Origin of the sequence: Phenylobacterium sp. RIFCSPHIGHO2_01_FULL_69_31, from assembly GCF_001824475.1 — a bacterium.
GTDB lineage: Bacteria > Pseudomonadota > Alphaproteobacteria > Caulobacterales > Caulobacteraceae > Phenylobacterium.
Window position 1 is genome coordinate 22,200 of sequence record NZ_MHXN01000006.1, and the last position, 17,647, is coordinate 39,846.

17 protein-coding genes are annotated in these 17,647 nt (G+C 69.5%); 1 reads left to right on the top strand and 16 read right to left on the bottom strand.

All coding sequences use genetic code 11. The features are described from left to right. Positions 1-3 precede the first annotated feature (3 nt). The 6 genes from A2790_RS02920 to A2790_RS02945 form a co-directional block, all read right to left on the bottom strand. Positions 4-423: a thioesterase family protein gene (locus A2790_RS02920; protein WP_293387415.1), complete on the bottom strand. Its 420-nt coding sequence runs from the start codon at positions 421-423 to the stop codon at positions 4-6. Continuing rightward, the gene (gene grxD, locus A2790_RS02925) at positions 420-764 is read right to left on the bottom strand and encodes a Grx4 family monothiol glutaredoxin (protein ID WP_293387417.1); all 345 of its coding nucleotides are present in this window, start codon (positions 762-764) and stop codon (positions 420-422) included. The genes A2790_RS02920 and grxD overlap by 4 nt, the downstream gene beginning before the upstream one ends. A gap of 67 nt (positions 765-831) precedes the next feature. Continuing rightward, positions 832-1,065 carry a BolA family transcriptional regulator gene (locus tag A2790_RS02930; protein WP_293387419.1) on the bottom strand — a complete coding sequence of 78 codons (234 nt, stop codon included), beginning with the start codon at positions 1,063-1,065 and terminating at the stop codon, positions 832-834. 20 nt (positions 1,066-1,085) lie between these two features. Further along, on the bottom strand, positions 1,086-1,703 hold the full coding sequence (locus A2790_RS02935) for a LysE family transporter (protein WP_293387420.1): 618 nt from the start codon (positions 1,701-1,703) through the stop codon (positions 1,086-1,088). A gap of 7 nt (positions 1,704-1,710) precedes the next feature. Beyond that, complete coding sequence (locus A2790_RS02940) at positions 1,711-2,190, bottom strand: DUF1579 domain-containing protein (RefSeq protein ID WP_293387421.1); 480 nt, start codon at positions 2,188-2,190, stop codon at positions 1,711-1,713. 81 nt (positions 2,191-2,271) lie between these two features. Continuing rightward, positions 2,272-3,504: a serine hydrolase domain-containing protein gene (locus A2790_RS02945; protein WP_293387422.1), complete on the bottom strand. Its 1,233-nt coding sequence runs from the start codon at positions 3,502-3,504 to the stop codon at positions 2,272-2,274. Positions 3,505-3,591: 87 nt separating this feature from the next. Here A2790_RS02945 and A2790_RS02950 point away from each other — a divergent pair, with 87 nt between their 5' ends. Further along, the gene (locus tag A2790_RS02950) at positions 3,592-4,074 is read left to right on the top strand and encodes a CinA family protein (protein ID WP_293387424.1); all 483 of its coding nucleotides are present in this window, start codon (positions 3,592-3,594) and stop codon (positions 4,072-4,074) included. Between the two features lie 42 nt (positions 4,075-4,116). Here the strand turns inward: A2790_RS02950 and A2790_RS24380 are convergent, their stop codons facing one another. The 10 genes from A2790_RS24380 to A2790_RS02995 form a co-directional block, all read right to left on the bottom strand. Next, complete coding sequence (locus A2790_RS24380; RefSeq protein ID WP_363080282.1) at positions 4,117-5,724, bottom strand: TonB-dependent receptor; 1,608 nt, start codon at positions 5,722-5,724, stop codon at positions 4,117-4,119. Beyond that, positions 5,725-6,789: a TonB-dependent receptor plug domain-containing protein gene (locus tag A2790_RS24385; protein ID WP_363080284.1), complete on the bottom strand. Its 1,065-nt coding sequence runs from the start codon at positions 6,787-6,789 to the stop codon at positions 5,725-5,727. It lies immediately after the preceding gene. Between the two features lie 144 nt (positions 6,790-6,933). Continuing rightward, the gene (locus A2790_RS02960; protein ID WP_293387425.1) at positions 6,934-7,977 is read right to left on the bottom strand and encodes an NADP-dependent oxidoreductase; all 1,044 of its coding nucleotides are present in this window, start codon (positions 7,975-7,977) and stop codon (positions 6,934-6,936) included. Next, the gene (locus A2790_RS02965; RefSeq protein ID WP_293387426.1) at positions 7,974-9,146 is read right to left on the bottom strand and encodes an alanine racemase; all 1,173 of its coding nucleotides are present in this window, start codon (positions 9,144-9,146) and stop codon (positions 7,974-7,976) included. Before A2790_RS02965 ends, A2790_RS02960 begins: the two co-directional genes overlap by 4 nt. 48 nt (positions 9,147-9,194) lie before the next feature. Continuing rightward, on the bottom strand, positions 9,195-11,390 hold the full coding sequence (purL, locus tag A2790_RS02970; protein ID WP_293387427.1) for a phosphoribosylformylglycinamidine synthase subunit PurL: 2,196 nt from the start codon (positions 11,388-11,390) through the stop codon (positions 9,195-9,197). Between the two features lie 47 nt (positions 11,391-11,437). Further along, positions 11,438-12,691, bottom strand: coding sequence for a PepSY-associated TM helix domain-containing protein (locus A2790_RS02975; RefSeq protein WP_293387428.1), 1,254 nt, complete (start codon positions 12,689-12,691; stop codon positions 11,438-11,440). Further along, positions 12,685-14,808, bottom strand: a complete 2,124-nt coding sequence (locus tag A2790_RS02980) for a TonB-dependent receptor (protein ID WP_293387430.1) — start codon at positions 14,806-14,808, stop codon at positions 12,685-12,687. The genes A2790_RS02975 and A2790_RS02980 overlap by 7 nt, the downstream gene beginning before the upstream one ends. A 72-nt stretch (positions 14,809-14,880) precedes the next feature. Then, complete coding sequence (locus tag A2790_RS02985; RefSeq protein ID WP_293387432.1) at positions 14,881-15,654, bottom strand: SDR family oxidoreductase; 774 nt, start codon at positions 15,652-15,654, stop codon at positions 14,881-14,883. A 9-nt stretch (positions 15,655-15,663) separates the two neighbouring features. After that, positions 15,664-16,716: a phosphotransferase family protein gene (locus A2790_RS02990; protein ID WP_293387434.1), complete on the bottom strand. Its 1,053-nt coding sequence runs from the start codon at positions 16,714-16,716 to the stop codon at positions 15,664-15,666. A 52-nt stretch (positions 16,717-16,768) separates the two neighbouring features. Beyond that, positions 16,769-17,617 carry a flagellin gene (locus tag A2790_RS02995; protein WP_293387436.1) on the bottom strand — a complete coding sequence of 283 codons (849 nt, stop codon included), beginning with the start codon at positions 17,615-17,617 and terminating at the stop codon, positions 16,769-16,771. Positions 17,618-17,647 lie beyond the last annotated feature (30 nt).

Consider the following 17,647-nt stretch of genomic DNA (forward strand, 5'->3'; position numbering starts at 1 on the left):
GGCCTAGGTGAACATCTCCGGGATCCAGTCGGGCACGCGGCGGGGGCGGCCGGTGGCCTGCTCGATCAGGACCCAGGTCGTGTGGACCTGGGCGCACATCTGCCCGTCCGGCCCGTCGATGCGGATGAAGCGGTCGAACCGTGGCCCGCTGGGCGCCTCGGCGACCCAGGTCCGCCCCTGGGCCGTCTCGCCGGGGAGGAGGGCTCGCCGGTAGTCGATCTCGTGGCGCAGCGCGATCCAGGCCCACTCCGCCTGGGCCTCGGCGGAGGCCCGGCTCTTCCAATGGGCGACGCCCATGTCCTGGGCCCAGCGCAGGTAGACCACGTTGTTGACGTGGCCGTTCTCGTCGATGTCGTCGGGCGTGGGCTCGAACGTCAGGCGGAAGACCTGCCGGCCCTCCGGTGGTTCGAGCAACTTGGTCACGCGGTCAGGAGGCCTTGCTCCTCAAGCATCGTCTTGAGCTCGCCGGACTGGAACATCTCCTTGACGATGTCGCAGCCGCCCACGAACTCGCCCTTCACGTAGAGCTGCGGGATCGTCGGCCAGTCGGAGAAGGTCTTGATGCCTTCGCGCAGCGGCTCGCTCTGCAGCACGTCCACGCCGACGAATTCCACGCCCAGGTGGTCGAGGATCTGGACGGTCACGGCGGAGAAGCCGCAGCGGGGCTGTTCCGGCTCGCCCTTCATGAACAGGATCACCGGATGCTCGGCCACGGACTTGGCGATCCAGTCGTGGACGGGGTTCTGGGTGGCGGTATCGGTCATCGGACGCCCTTTCGGCGCAAAGTCTTGGCCCAAGAGCTAGGGAGCCGTGGGCGCGGGGTCAAGCGCGTCAGGCTGGCGCGGAGGTCTCCAGCGCCAGGGCGTGTAGTTCGCCGCCCATCCGGCCTTTCAGCGCCGCGTACACGAGCTGGTGCTGGCGCACGCGCGGCAGGCCCTTGAAGGCGGACGAGACGATGCGGGCCTTGTAGTGGTCGCCGTCGCCGGCGAGGTCCGTGATCTCGATCTCGGCGTCGGGGAAGCCGTCGCGCAGCGCGGCTTCCAGGTCGGGTTGGGACATCGGCATGACGCCGACTTAGGCTGTGGTCAGCCCGAGGTCCAGAGCAGCGAGAGCCCGAAGGCTCCCATCAGCCCGGCCGCGCCCCTGTCGAGCGGCTTCTGGGCCCGGGCATAGGCCTGGGCGGCGCGCAGGGCCGAGAAGGCGAGCGCCAGGCCCGCCTGCCAGACGAGGCAGGTGGCGGTGACCACGGCCACGGCGGCCCAGTGCACCCACTGCGGCGTCTCGGGACCGACGTAGGCGGAGAAGACGCTGGCGAAGAACAGGACGGACTTGGGGTTGGTCAGGCAGATCGCCAGGCCCTGCCAGAAGGCGGCCTGCGTCGCGCCCGGCGGCGGCTCGGCCGCCTCGGGCTCCGGCTTAGCGCGCCAGAGGGCGATGGCGAACCAGATAAGGTAGAGGCCACCCACGACGCGCAGGATCTTGTAGAGCCATGGCGCGGCCGCGAGCACGGCGGCCAGGCCCACGGCGGCGGCCACGCACCAGATGACACAGCCCAGCGTCGTGCCGAGCGCCGCAGCCAGGGCCGGTCCACGCCCGCGGCGCATGGCGATCCGCATCGTGAGGAAGTTCGAGGGCCCTGGGATCACCGACGTGCCCAGCGCCAGCAGGAACAAGGCGCCCAGCGAGAGGATGTGCTCGGTCATGGTCCCTTCAGGCCGTGCGGGTGAAGGCCATGATCCAGTTGGTCTCCCAGGTCTGGCCGTCGTCGTAGGAGAAGGCCTGGCTCCAACGGGCGGAGCCCGAGGTGATCTCCTCCCAGCGATAGACCACCTTCACCGGCCGGTCGCCGTCCACATCCTCGCCATAGAACAGTCCAATGCCATTCTGGAAGCGGCCGAACACCGGGTCCTGCAGCGTGCCCGTCTGGCTGTTCACCCAGTAGATGGCCCAGAGGCCGCTCTCGACGTCGAAGGTCCGGAACGAGAGGCCCTGGAAGCCGCGCTCGGGGAAGTCGTTCTCGTCGACGTTGCAGAGGCCGCCCATCAGGCCCTGGCAGAAGGTCGTGCCGTGGAACACGTCCCAATCCTGCGCGCCGACCCCGCGCGCCTTGAGGCGCCGGTGCTCGACGGCCCAGCGGCCGTAGAGGAAGTGGAAGTCGCGCCGTCCGTCGTCGTGGGCGTCGTAAGCCATGTGATGTCCCTCGCTCTTGGGGACAGGCATAGCTGGCGGCTGCTGACACCAGCGTGTCAGCAGCCGCCAGCGTGCGGAGCATCAGTCGATGATCGCGGAGTAGATGATGTTCTTGAGCTGGCCGCGGAAGTTGAAGGTGCCGGACGGCATGAGCTGGGTCATGAACACGACGCAGAGATCTTCCTTCGGGTCGACCCAGAAGATCGTCGAGGCCGCGCCGCCCCAGTAGTAGTCGCCGCCGCCGAGCCCGCCCGACTCCACCTCGCCCAGGGTGGAGGCAAAGCCCAGGCCGAACCCGACACCGTCGTAGGCCGTCTCGGAAAAACCGCCGATGGCCAGGTCGGTCAGCTGCTTGCCGCCGGGCAGGTGGTTCATGTGCATCAGGGCGATGGTGCGCGGCCCCAGCACCCGATGCCCGTCCAGCTCGCCGCCTCGCCGCAGCATCTCGCAGAAACGCAGGTAGTCGGCGCTGGTCCCGGTCAGGCCGCCGCCGCCGGACTTGAAGCCGGGCTCGTAGTTGAAGCCCGAAGTGTCGGGATCGTCGATCAGCTTGAGCTTCTTGTCCGGCCCGCGCTGGTAGTTGGCGGCAAAGCGGTCCTTCTTGTCCGGCGCCACCTGGAAGGCGGTGTCTTTCATCCCGAGAGGTTGGAAGATGACCTCGTCCAGATACTGGGCGAAGGGTTTGCCCGAGATGATCTCGACGAGGGCGCCGCAGACGTCGGTGGCCAGCGAGTACATCCAGGCCGTGCCCGGCTGATAGCGCAGCGGCACCTGGGCGAGCTTGTCCATGAACTGCATCATGGTGTCCGCGCCTCCGATCGAGCGGACCTTCAGCTCGCGGTAGATCTTGTCGATCGGATGCTGGATGCCGACGCCGGGCAGGCCGCCGCCGTAGGTGAAGCCGGCGGTATGGGAGAGGACGTCGCGGAAGGTGACCGGGCGGTCGGGCCGCTCGGTCTGCATCGCCTCACCCTCGCCCGAGATCCACACCCGGTGGTTCTTCCAGGACGGCACGTAGCGGGAGACGGGGTCGTTGAGCTGGAAATAGCCCTGCTCATAGAGCGTCATCAGGGCGACCGAGGTGATCGGCTTGGTCATGGAATAGATGCGGTAGATCGTGTCGTCCCGCGTCGGCTTCCCGCGCTCGGCGTCCATCAGGCCGAGCGAGCGGAAGTAGGCCAGGTGCCCATGACGGGCGACGCTGACCTGGCAGCCGGCGATCTTGCCGGGGGCGATGTAGTTGCGTTCCAGATGTTCGGTGATGCGTTCCAGGCGGCCGGCGTCGAGGCCGGTCCACTGCGACTGGGCGTCCATCCAAAATTCCTCCCGGCAGTATGGCTTTCTCTTGAATGACGGCATCATGACCGCCGAACAGGTGTTTGGCCAAGGGGCGAGGAACGGATGGACGAGCTGGAGGCCCTGGCGGCCGAGATCGGCGAGGCGCTGAAGGCGCGGGGCGAGAAGATCGCGGTGGCGGAGAGTTCGTCCGGCGGGCTGATCTCGGCGGCGCTGCTGAGCGTGCCGGGAGCCAGCGCCTACTACCTGGGCGGCGCGGTGGTCTACACGCCCAAGGCCAGGGTGCTGCTCACCGACATTCCCCGTGAGGCGTTGGAGGGCATGCGCTCGGCCAGCGAGGCCTATGCCCTGCTGCTGGCCCGCAACCAGGTGGAGCGCTATGGCGCGACCTGGGGCGTCTCCGAGACCGGCGCGGCGGGGCCCACCGGCAATCCCTACGGCGATGCGGCGGGTCACACCTGCGTGGCCGTGTCGGGTCCGGTGGAGGCGGTGCTGACGATCGAGACCGGATCGAGCGACCGCTCGGCCAACATGCGCGCGTTCGCCGCCGCGGCCCTCGACCTGCTGAAACGGGCGGTGGTGGGGTAGGGCATCGGAGCCCCCGCCGGCGCGGAGGCTCCTCCCAGTTCCTCAGAACTGGATGTTGGCCCCGGCGAAGACCGTGCGGCCGCTGCTCGTGGTGTTCCACAGGCGCTTGGCCTGGGCGCCGTTGAACTGCTCCTCGCGCTCGTCGGTGAGGTTGACCCCGTCGATCGTCAGCCGGATCCGATCTGTCAGTTGGTAGAAGGCCGCGGCGTCGACGTAGGTGGTGGCCCGGAAGCCGCCGCCGTCGATCGGGTACTCGGACCGATAGTTGGCCGAGACGCGCGCGCCCCACTTCGGCGTCTCGTAGTAGAGCGTGACGTTATAGGTCAGGTCGCTCATCCCGAAGATCTCGCCGGTCTCCCCGCTGGGATAGGTGGTCTTGGAGTCGATGAAGGTCACGTTGGCGACGACCCCCATGTCTTTCAGCGCGCCCGGCAGGAAGAAGAAGTCGCTCTGGGCGCTGAGCTCGAGGCCCGTGAGCGTGGCGTCGTTCAGGTTGATCGGCCGGGTGAACTCGTTGACCACCCTCGAGCCCGACACGCCGGCGACCAGGTTGTCCGGCAGCCCCGTGCTGGAATACGCCACGTTGGTCACCCGCTGGCTGACCACGAACCCGTCGATCTTCTTGTGGAAGAGACCGGCGGAGACGATGCCGATGTCGCCGAAGTACCATTCCGCCGACAGATCGAACTCGTCCGAGGTGTACGGGTCGAGGTCGGGGTTGCCCACGTTGACGGTCAGGAACCCGGTGGCGGAGTCCAGGCTGACCGTGCCGTTCATAGCGTAGGCGGTCAGCGACGGCCGGTTGATGTTCTGCGCCGCCGCCAGCCGGACTTGGAAGTTCTCGCTGACCTCCATGACCGCGTTGAAGGCCGGCAACACGCCCGAGTATTTCGACTTCACGCTGATCGGGCCGACGTTGGCCGTGCCCGACGAGGTGAGCTCGGTCTCATAGGCGCGCAGGCCGAGGTTGCCGCGGACGGTCCGGCCGAACAGGCTGCCGGTCCAGTCGAGCTGGGCGTAGGCGGCCTTGGTGTCTTCCTCCACGGCGTAGATGGACCGTGGGGCGCCCAGGGTGCGGGTCACCCCGTACTTGGCCAGGGCCTTGTCCCAGTCGACGATCAGCCAGGACTGGTCGTCGTGCTCGTCAAAGATCTCGTAGTAGTCATTGACCCGGTCATCGAGCGTCCCGTTTTCCCAGGCCGTCTTTAGCAGGTCGTCCGTCGCCTGCTGGAAGCCGGAGTTTCGGAAGCCCCTGAACGAGGCGCCGGTCTTCAGCGTCGCCGCCTCGCTGATCACGTACGCCGCGTTGAACTCGGCGTTCTCGAGCTTGGTGGACTGGTAGGTCGCCGAGAAGTCGATCTCGTGGGCGCGGTAGTTGTTGGGGTCGGTGGTGTCCCACTTGTAGGTGTTGTGGGCGTTGTTCCCGCCGGCTGTGTAGTCGGTGATCAGGCCGCCGAACGCTTCGGTGTAGAACTTGTCCGAGACGGGAGTGTCATAGTCCGACGTCTCGCGGCCGATGTGGCCGGACACGCTGAGGCGGTCGGAAAGCTCCCACTCGCCGGTCAGCACCAGCTGGTCGAACTTGTTCTCGGTGCTCTGCCGCCGGGTCTCGGTGGCAAAGACCGTGTTGTCCACGTCGGCGTAGGTCACCTAGCTGAACCGGTCGTAGCGGACCTCGTTGACCCGCGGCGGCGGCGTGGTGATCCCCGAGTGACGGACGGAGCCGCCGAGGATGGTGGACGCCTGCGAGGCGCGGGTGGCCAGGTGCAGCTCGTTCCGGTCGTTGGTGAACTCGCCGTGGAGCGCATCGAGGGTGAGGGTTAGGTTCTCGACCGGCCGCCACTGCACCGCGGCGGTGAGGCCCAGGCGCTCCTGGTCCGAGCTCCAGACCGACAGGCGGTTGCCCCGCTGGAAGACCAGCGTGCCAGCGTTGATCAGCGCCTGGTCGGCCGCGCTAAGGCGGGAGATGTCGGTGCCGCCGGAGGTCACGCGGCTGGGGGAATAGGTGTTGTAGCCCTGCTCCTCGGTCTCCCGCCTGGAGTAGGCCGCCGAGATCAGCACCCCGAAACGGTCGTCCCAGTTGCGGCTCAGCATGCCCGCAAACCTGGGCTGGAAGTCCTTGGTGGCCGAGTTGGTGCCGCCCTGCAACGACAGCGCCGCGCGCGTGCCGTCATAGGCGAACGGCTTGGCCGTATAGAGCCCGACCGTGCCGGCCATGCCGCCTTCGTCCTGCTCGGCCGAGAACGACTTGCGCACCTCGACCTTGGTGAAGAGTTCGGAGGCGAAGATGTTGAAGTCGAAGGCCCGGTCCCGCGAGGTCTGGCCGCGGCTGTCCATCGGCGAATCGACGTTGCCGAGCACCTCCATCCCGTTGAGCTGCACGCGGGTGAAGTCGGGGCCCAGCCCGCGCAGGCTGACCCGCCGGCCTTCGCCGCCTTCGCGGGTGATCGCCAGGCCGGGCAGGCGCTGCAGCGACTCGGCCAGGTTCAGGTCGGGGAACTTGGCCATGTCCTCGGCCACGATGACGTCGGAGGTGACCTCGGCCGAGCGCTTCAGCTCGCGCGCCGCCGCGAGAGACCCGCGGAAGCCGGTCACCACCAGCTCCTCGACCTCGCCCCCCGCTGCTTCCTGGGCCTGGGCTCCGCCGCTCAGCAGCGCGAACGCAATGATGCCGGTCGCCGCGCTCGCGGCGAGCGTCTTCCTGGATCTGTACATGATGCCCCTACTGTCCAAGCCCGCTTGCCACGTCACGGGCCGGCGGGTGGGAGGGCGTTAGAGGGGCCCCGTGACAGAGGCTTGATGGTTAGGGCAAGGCTTCGTGACGCGGGCGCCGCAGGGGCGGTTGGGCGCCTCGGACCCTTAGGCCCGCAGCGTCGGGTCGTCGCCCACGCGGACCAGCATCTTGCCGAAGTTGCCGCCCTTCAGCATCTCGGCGAAGGCGGCCGGTACGGTTTCCAGACCCTCGCGAATGTCCTCCAGGTAGCGGACCTTACCCTCGGCGACCCAAGGCGCCATGTCGGCGAGGAAGGCGTCGTGATGGCTCTCCACATAGTCGCCCACGAAGAGATTTTGCACGCGGACGCCCCGGGCCTCGGCCGCAGCCTTCTCCGCCGCGCCGGCGTTGGCGTCGGCCGCGTCGCCATAGTGGGCGATAAGCCCGCAGATGGTCATCCGCGCGCCGGGGTTGAACAGCGGCAGGACCGCCTCGAACACCGCCCCGCCCACGTTCTCGAAATAGACGTCGACCCCGGCGGGGCAGGCAGCCTTCAGATCGTCCGCGAAGGTGGGGCTGAGGTGGCTGACGCAGGCGTCGAAGCCGAGATCCTCGGTGACGAACCGGCACTTCTCGGACTTGCCGGCTATGCCGACCACCCGGGCGCCCTTGAGCCGCGCGAGCTGCCCGGCGATCTGGCCTACGCCGCCGGACGCCGCCGAGACCACCACGGTGTCCCCCGGCTGCGGATCGCACTGCAGGATCATGCCCGCATAGGCCGTCAGCCCCAGCATGCCCAGGACGCCAACGGCGTGGGAGAGCTTACCGCGCGCGGGATCGAGCTTGCGCGGGACCATGTAGGCCGGTCGCGCGATCCCGTCGCCCATGAGGCCATAGGCGGCCCAGCCGTTGGTGTTGAACACGAAGTCGCCCGCCTCGAGGCCATCGATATGGCTTTCCACCACCTGGCTGACGGTCCGGGCGTGGCAGGGGGCGCCCTTGGGCTCGACGCCACGACGCTTGTAACCCCACTGGTAGGGATCGAGGCTGACGTAGATGGTCCGCGTCAGGGCCTGGCCAGGACCCGGCGCAGGGATGGGCCCTTCGCGCAGTTCGAAGGTCTCGGCGGCGGGCCAGGCGGGGACGGGCTTGTCGGCGAGCGTCCAGTAGCGGTTCACGGACAGGCTCATTGCGACGCGCCGCGGGCTCCGATGCGGACGATGTCGACCAGCACGTCGCCCTGGACCAGGTGCATCAGGTCGTACCGGTCGAGGGTGGGGTCGATGTGGCCCGGCGCCAGGGCCACGCGCTCGCCGCGCGCGACGGGCTCGCCGGCGGGGCGGCCGATCATGCCGTGCTCGTCGCCGAAGAAGCGATAGGCGCAGGCCGCGAACTTGGGCGTCAGCGGCTGGGGCATGGGGCCTTCGGTGGAGAAGGCCTTCAGGCCCGCGTCCAGCGTCACCCACTTGGGATGGTTGGCGCTGATCACCGTGGCGACGATGGTCGCGGCCTGTTCGAAGGCGCCGTCGGGATCGTCCTTCAGCGCGTCGCGGTACTCCTTGTCCATGAAGGCGTAGGAGCCGGGCTGGACTTCGCTCAGCACGCCCTGGGCGGCGTCGGCGGCGAAGGTGCCCGTGCCGCCACCCGTGACGACGTCCACGGGTCCGCCGGCCGCGCGGATGGCGGCGATGGCGGCCTGCAGCGCCTTCATGCCCTCGGCGGCGGCCGCGGCGCGGGCGTTGGCGCCCTGGATGTGCTGCCAGCCTCCGCCATAGCCCTGGACGCCGAGCAACTTCAGGTTCGGCTGGGCGAGGACCGCTCGCGCCACCGCGGCGGCCTGGTCGGCGTCGTGGCAGCCGGTCCGGCCCATGCCGACGTCGACGTCGATCACCACCTGGATGGTCCCTTGCGCCGCGGCGCCCAGTTCGGCGGCGGCGTCGGGGTGGTCCACCACGATCCGGAAGTCCGCCAGCTCGGCCGCCAGGCGCGCGGCGCGGGCGGCGTTCGCGGTCCCGGCGATGGGCGAGGTGACCAGGATCTGGCCCACGCCCGCGGCGGCCAAGGCCTCCGCCTCGGCCAGCTTGGCGCAGCAGACGCCCACGGCGCCCGCCGCGATCTGGCGATGCGCGAGCGCGGCGGTCTTGTGCGACTTGGCGTGAGGGCGCAGCGCCAGGCCGGCCTGCGCCGCCCGCTGCGCCATCTTGGCGACGTTGCGGTCGAAGGCGTCGAGGTCGAGGACGGCGGCCGGCGTCGGGATCAGGTCCGCGGAGCCCGGCTCGCCCAGGTGCGCCAGGGCGAAGGCCACATGGGGCCGCGCGGCGAGGGGGCCCAAGCGGTCGCGGACGGCGTCTCGGTTCATGTCAGCCCCTTGGAACTCGCCGCGACCGCCCGATCTCGAAACGCCGCCTCAGTCGCCCATGAAGGCCGGCATCCAACCCTCGTGGGCCTTGCGCAGTTCGGCAAGCGGAAGGTCGAGCGCGGCCTCGATGCGGATCGCCTCGCCGCCGGCCTCGCCCAGGATGGCGGCCGGAACGCCGGCCGCCCGGCAGGCGGTGAGCACCGGCGTCGGATCGTTGAGGGCCACAAGATAGCGGGCCTGGTCCTCGGCGAAGAGGGTGACCCAGGGCACGCCTTCCAGCCGCAGGTCGCAGCCGACATTCGAGGCCAGGCACGTCTCGCAGAGCGCGGCGGCCAGGCCGCCGTCCGACAGGTCGTGGACGGTGTGGAGCTGGCCCGACTGGATCAGGCCGCGGACCACGTCGCCGGTCTTGCGCTCCAGGGCCAGGTCCACCGGCGGCGGCGCGCCATCTTCGCGGCCGGCAATCTCGCGCAGGTACATGGAGGCGCCGAGCTCGCCCTTGGTGGCGCCGATCAGCACCAGGACGTCGCCCGGCTTCATCGAGCCGAAGTCCGCGCGGCGGGCGTAGTCGGCGATCAGGCCCACGCCGCCCACGGTGGGGGTCGGGGGGATCGCTGCGCCATTGGTCTCGTTGTAGAGGCTGACGTTCCCGCTCACGACCGGGAAGTCCAGGGCCGCGCAGGCCTCGGCCATGCCCTCGATGGCGCGGACGATCTGGCCCATGATCTCAGGCCGCTCGGGATTGCCGAAGTTAAGGTTGTCGGTGATCGCGATGGGCGTCGCGCCCACGGCGGTGAGGTTGCGCCAGGCCTCGGCGACGGCCTGCTTGCCGCCCTCGTAGGGGTCGTTCTGGACATAGCGCGGCGTGACGTCGGAGGTGACGGCCAGGGCCTTCCTCGTGCCGTGCACGCGCACGATCCCGGCGTCGGCGCCGGTGGCGGAATCCTCCAGCGTGTCGGCCATGACGTGGCGGTCGTACTGCTCCCAGAGCCAGCGCTTCGAGGCCATGTCGGGCGCGGACATCAGCTTCAACACCGCGGCCTTGAGGTCGCCCGGCGTCGGGGCGTCGGCCAGTTCGATCCGCGGTTGCAGCGCAGGGGCGACCCAGGGGCGGTCGTAGAGCGGGGCGTCGTCGAAGAGCGGCGCCAGCGGCACGTCGGCGACCGTCTGGCCCTTGTGCTGCAGCACCAGGTGGCCGGTGTCGGTGGTCTTGCCGATGACGGCGGCGTCCAGGCCCCACTTCTCGAAGATGGCGTGACCCTCGGACTCCCGGCCCGGCTTCAGGATCGCCAGCATCCGCTCCTGGCTTTCCGACAGCATCATCTCATAGGCGGTCATGCCCTCTTCGCGCTGGGGCACGGCGTCCAGGTCGAGCTCGATGCCGACGCCGCCCTTGCCGGCCATCTCGACCGAGGAGGAGGTGAGGCCAGCCGCGCCCATGTCCTGGATCGCCGCGACGGCGCCGGTGGCCATCAGCTCCAGCGTGGCCTCGATCAGCAGCTTCTCGGCGAAGGGGTCGCCGACCTGGACCGTGGGCCGCTTCTCCTCCGAGGCGTCGTCGAACTCCTGGCTGGCCATGGTGGCGCCGTGGATGCCGTCGCGGCCGGTCTTGGAGCCGAAATAGACGACCGAGAGGCCCGCCGAGGGGGCGGCCGAGTAGAAGATCTTGTCCGCGTCGGCCAGGCCCACGCACATGGCGTTGACCAGGATGTTGCCGTCGTAGCCGCGGTGGAAATTGGTCTCGCCGGCCACGGTGGGCACGCCGACGCAGTTGCCGTAGCCGCCGATGCCGCTGACCACGCCCGAGACCAGCCGCTTGGTCTTCGGATGGCTGGGATCGCCGAAGCGCAGGGCGTTGAGCAGCGCCACCGGCCGCGCGCCCATGGTGAAGACGTCGCGCATGATGCCGCCCACGCCCGTCGCCGCGCCCTGGTAGGGCTCGATGTAGGAGGGGTGGTTGTGGCTCTCCATCTTGAAGATGCAGGCCTGGCCATCGCCGATGTCGATCACGCCCGCGTTCTCGCCCGGGCCGCAGATCACCTTGGGCCCCTTGGTGGGGAACTTCACCAGATGCTTCCGGGACGACTTGTACGAGCAGTGCTCGGACCACATCACCGAGAAGACGCCCAGCTCGACGTCGTTCGGCTCGCGGTTCAGGCGGCGGACGATGAGGTCATATTCGTCGGCCTTCAGGCCGTACTCGGCGGCCTTTTCGGCCATGGTCTTCGAAGGCGCGGCGCTCATGGCGCGCCTTCTAGCGGGACTCTCCGACGCGCGCGAGGGGGCGGACGTCAGTCGCCGCCCATCTGGAACACCTGGGGCAGCAGGACGAAGGCGGTGAGGACCAGGCCCAGCGCCGGCCAGCGCCACCAGCCCATGCCGACCCAGGCGCGGGCGAGGACGGCGCGCAGGCCCCCCGGCCGCCGTTCCGCCCGCAGCAGCCGCAGGCTGTAGATCGCCACGCCCGAGACCGAGAGGCCGGTAAGCAGGGCGCCGAACAGGAACCACACGATCTTGGTCGTCAGGCCGCCCCAGGTCCCGAAGTGCAGCGGGTCGGCCATTTCGGAGATGCGCTGGTGAACCGAAAGGTCGCGGCCGTCGGCGAGCAGGCGGGCCTGGCCCGTGGCGGCGTCCGTCCACACGCTGTTGGCGCGCGGCCGGACCAGGATGGCCTTGTCTTGGCCCTGAAAGACGAAGGCGCCGGACTTGGCGGTGGGGAAGGCGACGTGCTCGATGCGCAGGTCGGGGTTGGCGGCCTGGGCGGCGGCGAGACTGGCGGGGAGCCGGGCGGCGATCTCGGAGGGGGATAGCCGGGCCGCCTCCATCCTTGCGCGGGGGAGGGGCGGGGCTTTGAGGCCCGTGCTCTCGGCCAGATACCAGACGCCCGTCAGGATCATCAGCACGACGAACCACAGGGTCCAGACGCCCGCCAGGCGGTGGAAGTCCCCGAAGGCGGTGCGCGCGTCCGTGAAGCGGATCGGCCGGAAGAAGCCGCGCCACCACTTCTTGTAGACCACGAACGAGGTCACAAGGCTGACCAGCAGGAGCACGGCCAGCGACGAGACGATGGGCACGCCCCACTTCACCGGCATCATCAGATGGCGATGCATGTTGCGGAAAATCCGCTTGGCGCCCACCCAGTGGCCGTCGCCCTGCACCACGCCGGTGGTGGGATGGGCGTAGACGAAAGCGCGGCCGCCCTCCGGCAGGAGAACGGTCGCCGTGACCGCGAAGCCGCGGTCGGGCGGCGCGTCCAGGTTGGCGATCTTCGCGTCCGGCGCGTGGCGGGCCACGTTCCGGGCCACCGCGGCCCAGTCGACGGGCCCCGCCACGGTGGCGGGATCCACGCGCATCGCCGGTCGCAGCAGCCAGTCGATCTCGTTGGAGAAGACGGCGATGGTCCCCGTCAGGAACACGAAGCTCAGCAGGATCGCCAGCTTCAGTCCCACCCACTGGTGGACCGCCCACCAGAGGCGCGCGGCCTTGGGCTTGCCGCGCCGAACCGCCGGCGCTGCGCCGATGCGGGGGCCGGCGGCGTCTACCACTGGCGCGACAGCTCCAGAAACACCGAGCGCGGGGCGCCGGGGAAGTGGCCGGTCCGGTCGATGAAGCCCGACGCCGCGTAGGTCTCGTCGAGCAGGTTGTTGATCCGCAGCAGGGCCTGCCAGGGCCCGCGCGTATAGATCACCGAGGCGTCGAAGATGGTGTAGGGCCGCACCTTCTGGCCGCTGATCGAGGTGCGCACGTCCACGTAGTCGCCGCCCAGCGCCACGGCCAGGCCGAGGTCCGGGAACTGGTATCGAGTCCAGAAGCCGAGCTTGTTCTCCGGCGCGTTGGCGAAGCGATCCCCCACAGCATTGGACAGCACCGTGCGGCCGTTGTCCTCGGTGATGCGCGTGTCGTTGTAGGCGTAGGACGCGGTCAGCACCCAGTTCGGCGTGATGTCGGCCGCCACGTCGAATTCGAAGCCCTTGGACGTGATCTCGCCGAAGGCGACCTGGTCGTTCACCCCGTCCCCGTCCACGTCCCCGCGGGGATCGGCCTGCAGGATGTTGGTGCGGACGATGTGATAGACGGCGGCGGTGGTCTGGATGCGGCCGCCGAGCAACTCGGTCTTCACGCCGCCTTCGAACATCTCGCCCTCGGTGGGGGCGAAGGGGCCGCCGGCCAGGGGCGTCTGGCTGCTCGCCGACTGCGGCTCGAAGCTCTGGGCCCACTGGCCATAGAGCGAGACGTCGGGGCGCAGGCGGTAGACCAGCCCGGCGCGCCAAGTGAGGGAATCGTCCTCGAAGCGCGCAGCGCCGGTGTCATCCTCGAACTCGTCGTACCGCGCGCCGACGGTGGCGATCAGCTGGCCCACCGTGGCCTCGTACAGCAGGTAGCCGCCCATCCGCTTCTGGTCGGTGAAGGTGCGCGTGAAGGCGGGCAGGGCGTAGGTCGAGGTCGAGACCACGCCGTACACCGGGTTGAGCAGGCTGAGCGGCGGCGGGAACCCCGCGCGGACGGTGGTTCCGCCCGTGACGTTGCGGTTGTCCAGGGTGGCGTCCTGCTTGAACCAGTCGCCGCCGAACAGGACGCGGCTCTCCGCGGCGCCCACCTCGCCCGACCAGACGCCGTTGAAGCCCAGCGACCAGTAGTCCTGCTTGCGGATCTGGTCGCGGAACTGGCGGCGGGTGGAATCGACCACGCCGTCGCCGTTGGAATCGAACAGGCCCTGGGGCTCGTGGTACTGCTGGGTCTCCAGGCTGTTGCTGAAGCGGATCCCGGCGCTGAGGGTCAGGCTCTCGGTCGGCTGGAGGTTCACCAGCGCCTGCAGAACGTCGGCCTCCAGGTTCAGGAAGTCGGTCGGCTCGTTGTGATTCCAGCGGCGGTCGGCGAGGAACCGGCCGGTGGCGTCCACCGGCACGCCGCGCAGGCGGTTGGCGGGCAGGTCCTGTTCGTAGCGGGTGGCCTGCAGCGTCACGTCGCCCAGTTCGAACGCGTAGCGCAGGCCGCCATCCAGGATCAGCACCTCGTTGCCGGCGCCGCGGCGGGGGCCGTTCTGGTCCTCGTAGAATACGCCGGCGCGCGCGCTCAGCCCGCTGACCGGCAAGGCGCCGTTGACCTCGGCCGAGGCGCCCTTGCGGCCCTCGGTCCCGTAGACGCCGGCCACCCGCGCCGAGAACTGGTCGCTGGGCTTCTTGGTGATGTAGTTGAAGAGGCCGCCCGGCGCGCCCGGCCCATAGAGCATGCCGGCAGGCCCTTTGAGGAACTCCAGGCGCTCGACGTTGAAGAGCTGCGGCACCGAGAAGCCGGCGTAGGGGTCGCCGCGCAGGCCGTCGAAGAAGATCTCCTCCTGCCGGAAACCCCGCGCGGTGACGCCGGCGTAGGAGAAGACGCTGACCCCCGAGATGTTGCGGTAGAGATCCTGGGCGTCGCGCGCGCCCTGGTCGTGGATCAGCTCGGCGTTGATGACCTGGACCGTCTGGCTCGACTCCAGCGGCTCGGTCGGCAGGCGCCCGACGGTGACCTCCTCGACCCGGTACAGCTTCTGCGCGCGGCCCGTCACCACGACCTCGTCCACAGCCGGCGCGGCCGCATCGTCCGCGGCGGAAGCGACGCTTCCGCCCAGTAGCGAAATGGACGTGGCGGCGAACAGCGCCGCGCGAAGCTTACTCGTCAAGGCAACCCCCTATTGCGAATGCTCCTGCAAATCACTCGCAATTATGTCGTTGTCAAGCTGGGCCTGCGCCGGTCAGCGGGTCTGGCCTCCATCGACGGGCACGACGGCGCCGGTGACGAAGCTTGCCAGCGGGCTCATGAGAAAGGCCGCGACGGCGCCGATCTCCTCCGGGCGGCCGAAGCGGTTGAGGGGGACCTCGCGCTTGATCCAGCGGGTCCAGGCCTCGGCGCGGGGGCCCGTGGCGTTGGCCTCCCACGACCCGCCGGGGAAGATGATGTTGCCGGGCGCGATGGCGTTGACGCGCACGTTGTTCGGGCCGGCGATCCGCGCCAGTTCCTTGGTCAGGTGGTTCATCCCCGCCTTGGCCGTGCCGTAGGTCAGCGGCGTGCCCAGCGCGCCCAGGCCGGCGATGGAGCTGATCAGCAGCACCGATCCGTCGCCGCGGGGCGTCATCCGGCGGAGGGCCGCGCGGGCGAGCCTCCAGGCCGAATCCAGGTTCTGGCTGAAACCCGCGTCCCAGGTCTCGTCGTCCACCTCAAAGCCGGGCGGGCAGGGGTGCAGGCCGACGTTGGCGACGGCGCCGAAGATCGGGCCGAGTTCCTCCTCGGTGCGGGCCACGGCGTCCTCGATCACCTTGGTGTCGCGCATGTCGCCCGAGATCGCGAGCAGCCGGTCGGCGCCATAGGCTTCGGCCAGGCGGGCGCGGGTTTCCTCTAGCGCCTCGGCGCCGCGGGCGGTGATCGCCAGCTTGGCGCCCTCCGCCAAGCAGGCCTCGACGATGCCAAGCCCGATGCCGCGGCTGGCGCCCGCGACGAAGATGACCTTGCCGTCCAGTTGCAGGTGCATGGGGCGCTCCTATTCGCGGCCTTCGAGGATCGCCAGCGCCTGCTCGGCGAGCGGCGGGCAGCCGTTGACGGCCTCGCGCTCGCTGGCCAGGACGCCGGCCAGGGTGCGGGCGTAGACGCCCTGCGAGATCGAGGCGAGGCGGAAGATCGAGAAGGCCATCAGGAACGGCCAGTCCGGGATCTCGCCCCGGCCGGTGCGGCGGCAGTAGGCGGCCACGTACTCGGCCTCGGTGGGGATGCCGCTGGCCGCCAGGTCGACGCCGTCCAGGCTGCCCCAGCTCGGCGAGTGCGAACGCCAGATGAAGGCGTTGTAGGCGATGTCGGCCAGCGGGTGGCCGATGGTCGAGAGCTCCCAGTCGAGAACGGCGATGATCCGCGGCTCCGTAGGGTGGAACATCACGTTCTCGAGCCGGTAGTCGCCGTGGGCGATCGACACCGACTGGTCAGCCGGAATGCGGGCCGGCAGGGCCTCGATCAGGGCGTCCATGGCGGGAATCGTCTCGGTGGCGGCGTCGCGGTACTGGCGGGTCCAGCGGGCCACTTGGCGCTCGAAGTAGTTCCCCGGCCGGCCGTAGTCGCCCAGGCCCACCGCGTCGAAGTCCACCTGGTGCAGCTTGGCGAGGGTGGCGTTCAGGTCGTCGTAGATGGCGGTGCGTTCGGCCGGGGTCATGCCGGGCAGGGATGCATCGCGGAAAATCCGGCCCTCCAGGTAGTCCATGACGTAGAAGGCCGTGCCGATGACCTCCGGATCCTCGCATAGCGCGCGCATCTTCGGGACCGGGATGTGGCCACCCAGCGCCTTCATCACCCGGTACTCGCGATCGACCTGGTGGGCGCTGGAGAGCAGCTGGCCCGGCGGCTTCTTGCGCAGGACGTAGTGGCGGCCGGTCCCGCTGGTCAGCAGGAAGGTCGGGTTGGACGCGCCGCCCTGGAACTGTCGCACGCGCAGGGTGTCGCCGATCTCCGGCAGTTCGGCCTTGAGCCAGGCGTGAAGCCGCACCTCGTCGAAACGGTGCTTGTCGACGACGTCGCGGACGGGGGGATCGGTCGCAGTGGCGCTCATGGCCGCCAGACTGACGCGCCGGGCGCCCGGGTCAATCGTGTCCTAAGGGCAGCTACCGGAAGAGCTGGAGTAGATAGGAGGGCTGCTGGTTGGCGATCCGCATGGCGTAGATGGCCAACTGCTGGCGCACCTGCAGCGCCTGCCAGCGGGCGCTCTCCTTGGCGAGGTCGGCGTCGACGAGGTTGCCGATCCCGGCCTCCAGGGCGTCCTGCTGCTTTTCCACGAACTTCAGGTGGCTCTCCAGCCGCTTGGAGCCGGTCCCCAGGCGGGAGATCGCGTTGTTGACGTTCGCTGTGGCCGTCGCGACGTCGGCGACCGAGGTGGGCGTGAAGCTTCCCATCAGGTCGGCGGGGAGGCCCGAGAGCAGTGCGCCGCTGGTCGACAGGTCGAGGTGGTCGACATCGATGGTCGAGGTGGCGCTGGTGTTGGCCAGGGCGCGGACCCGGTCGGTCGAGCCGCCGCCGGCCAGTAGATTGAGACCGCCGAAGCTGGCGTTCTGGACGGCGGTGTCGATCTGGCGGCGCAGCGCCAGGTAGTTCTCGTTGATCGCCGTGCGGGCCGGGTCGGAGGCGGGATAGTCGGCGGCCGAGACCGCCAGGGCCTTCATCTCGTTCAGCAGCTCGGAAACGGACTCGGCGGCGGTGATCGCTATGTCGACCACCGACATGCCGCGCTGAAGCGAGCTCTTGACGGCGTCCAGGCCGCGAACCTCGGCGCGCTGGTTCTGGGCGATGGCCCAGATGGCGGGGTTGTCCTTGACGCTGTTGACCTTGCGGCCGGTCGTGATGCGCATCTGCACCTCGGCCATTTCCGCATTGATCGCGTTGAACGTGGAGATAGCGACCATCGCGCCCACGTTCGTATTGATGCTGTTCGACGGCATCGCGCGACCCAGTTGCATCTCGGGACGGCCCGAGGGCCGTGGAGCGTT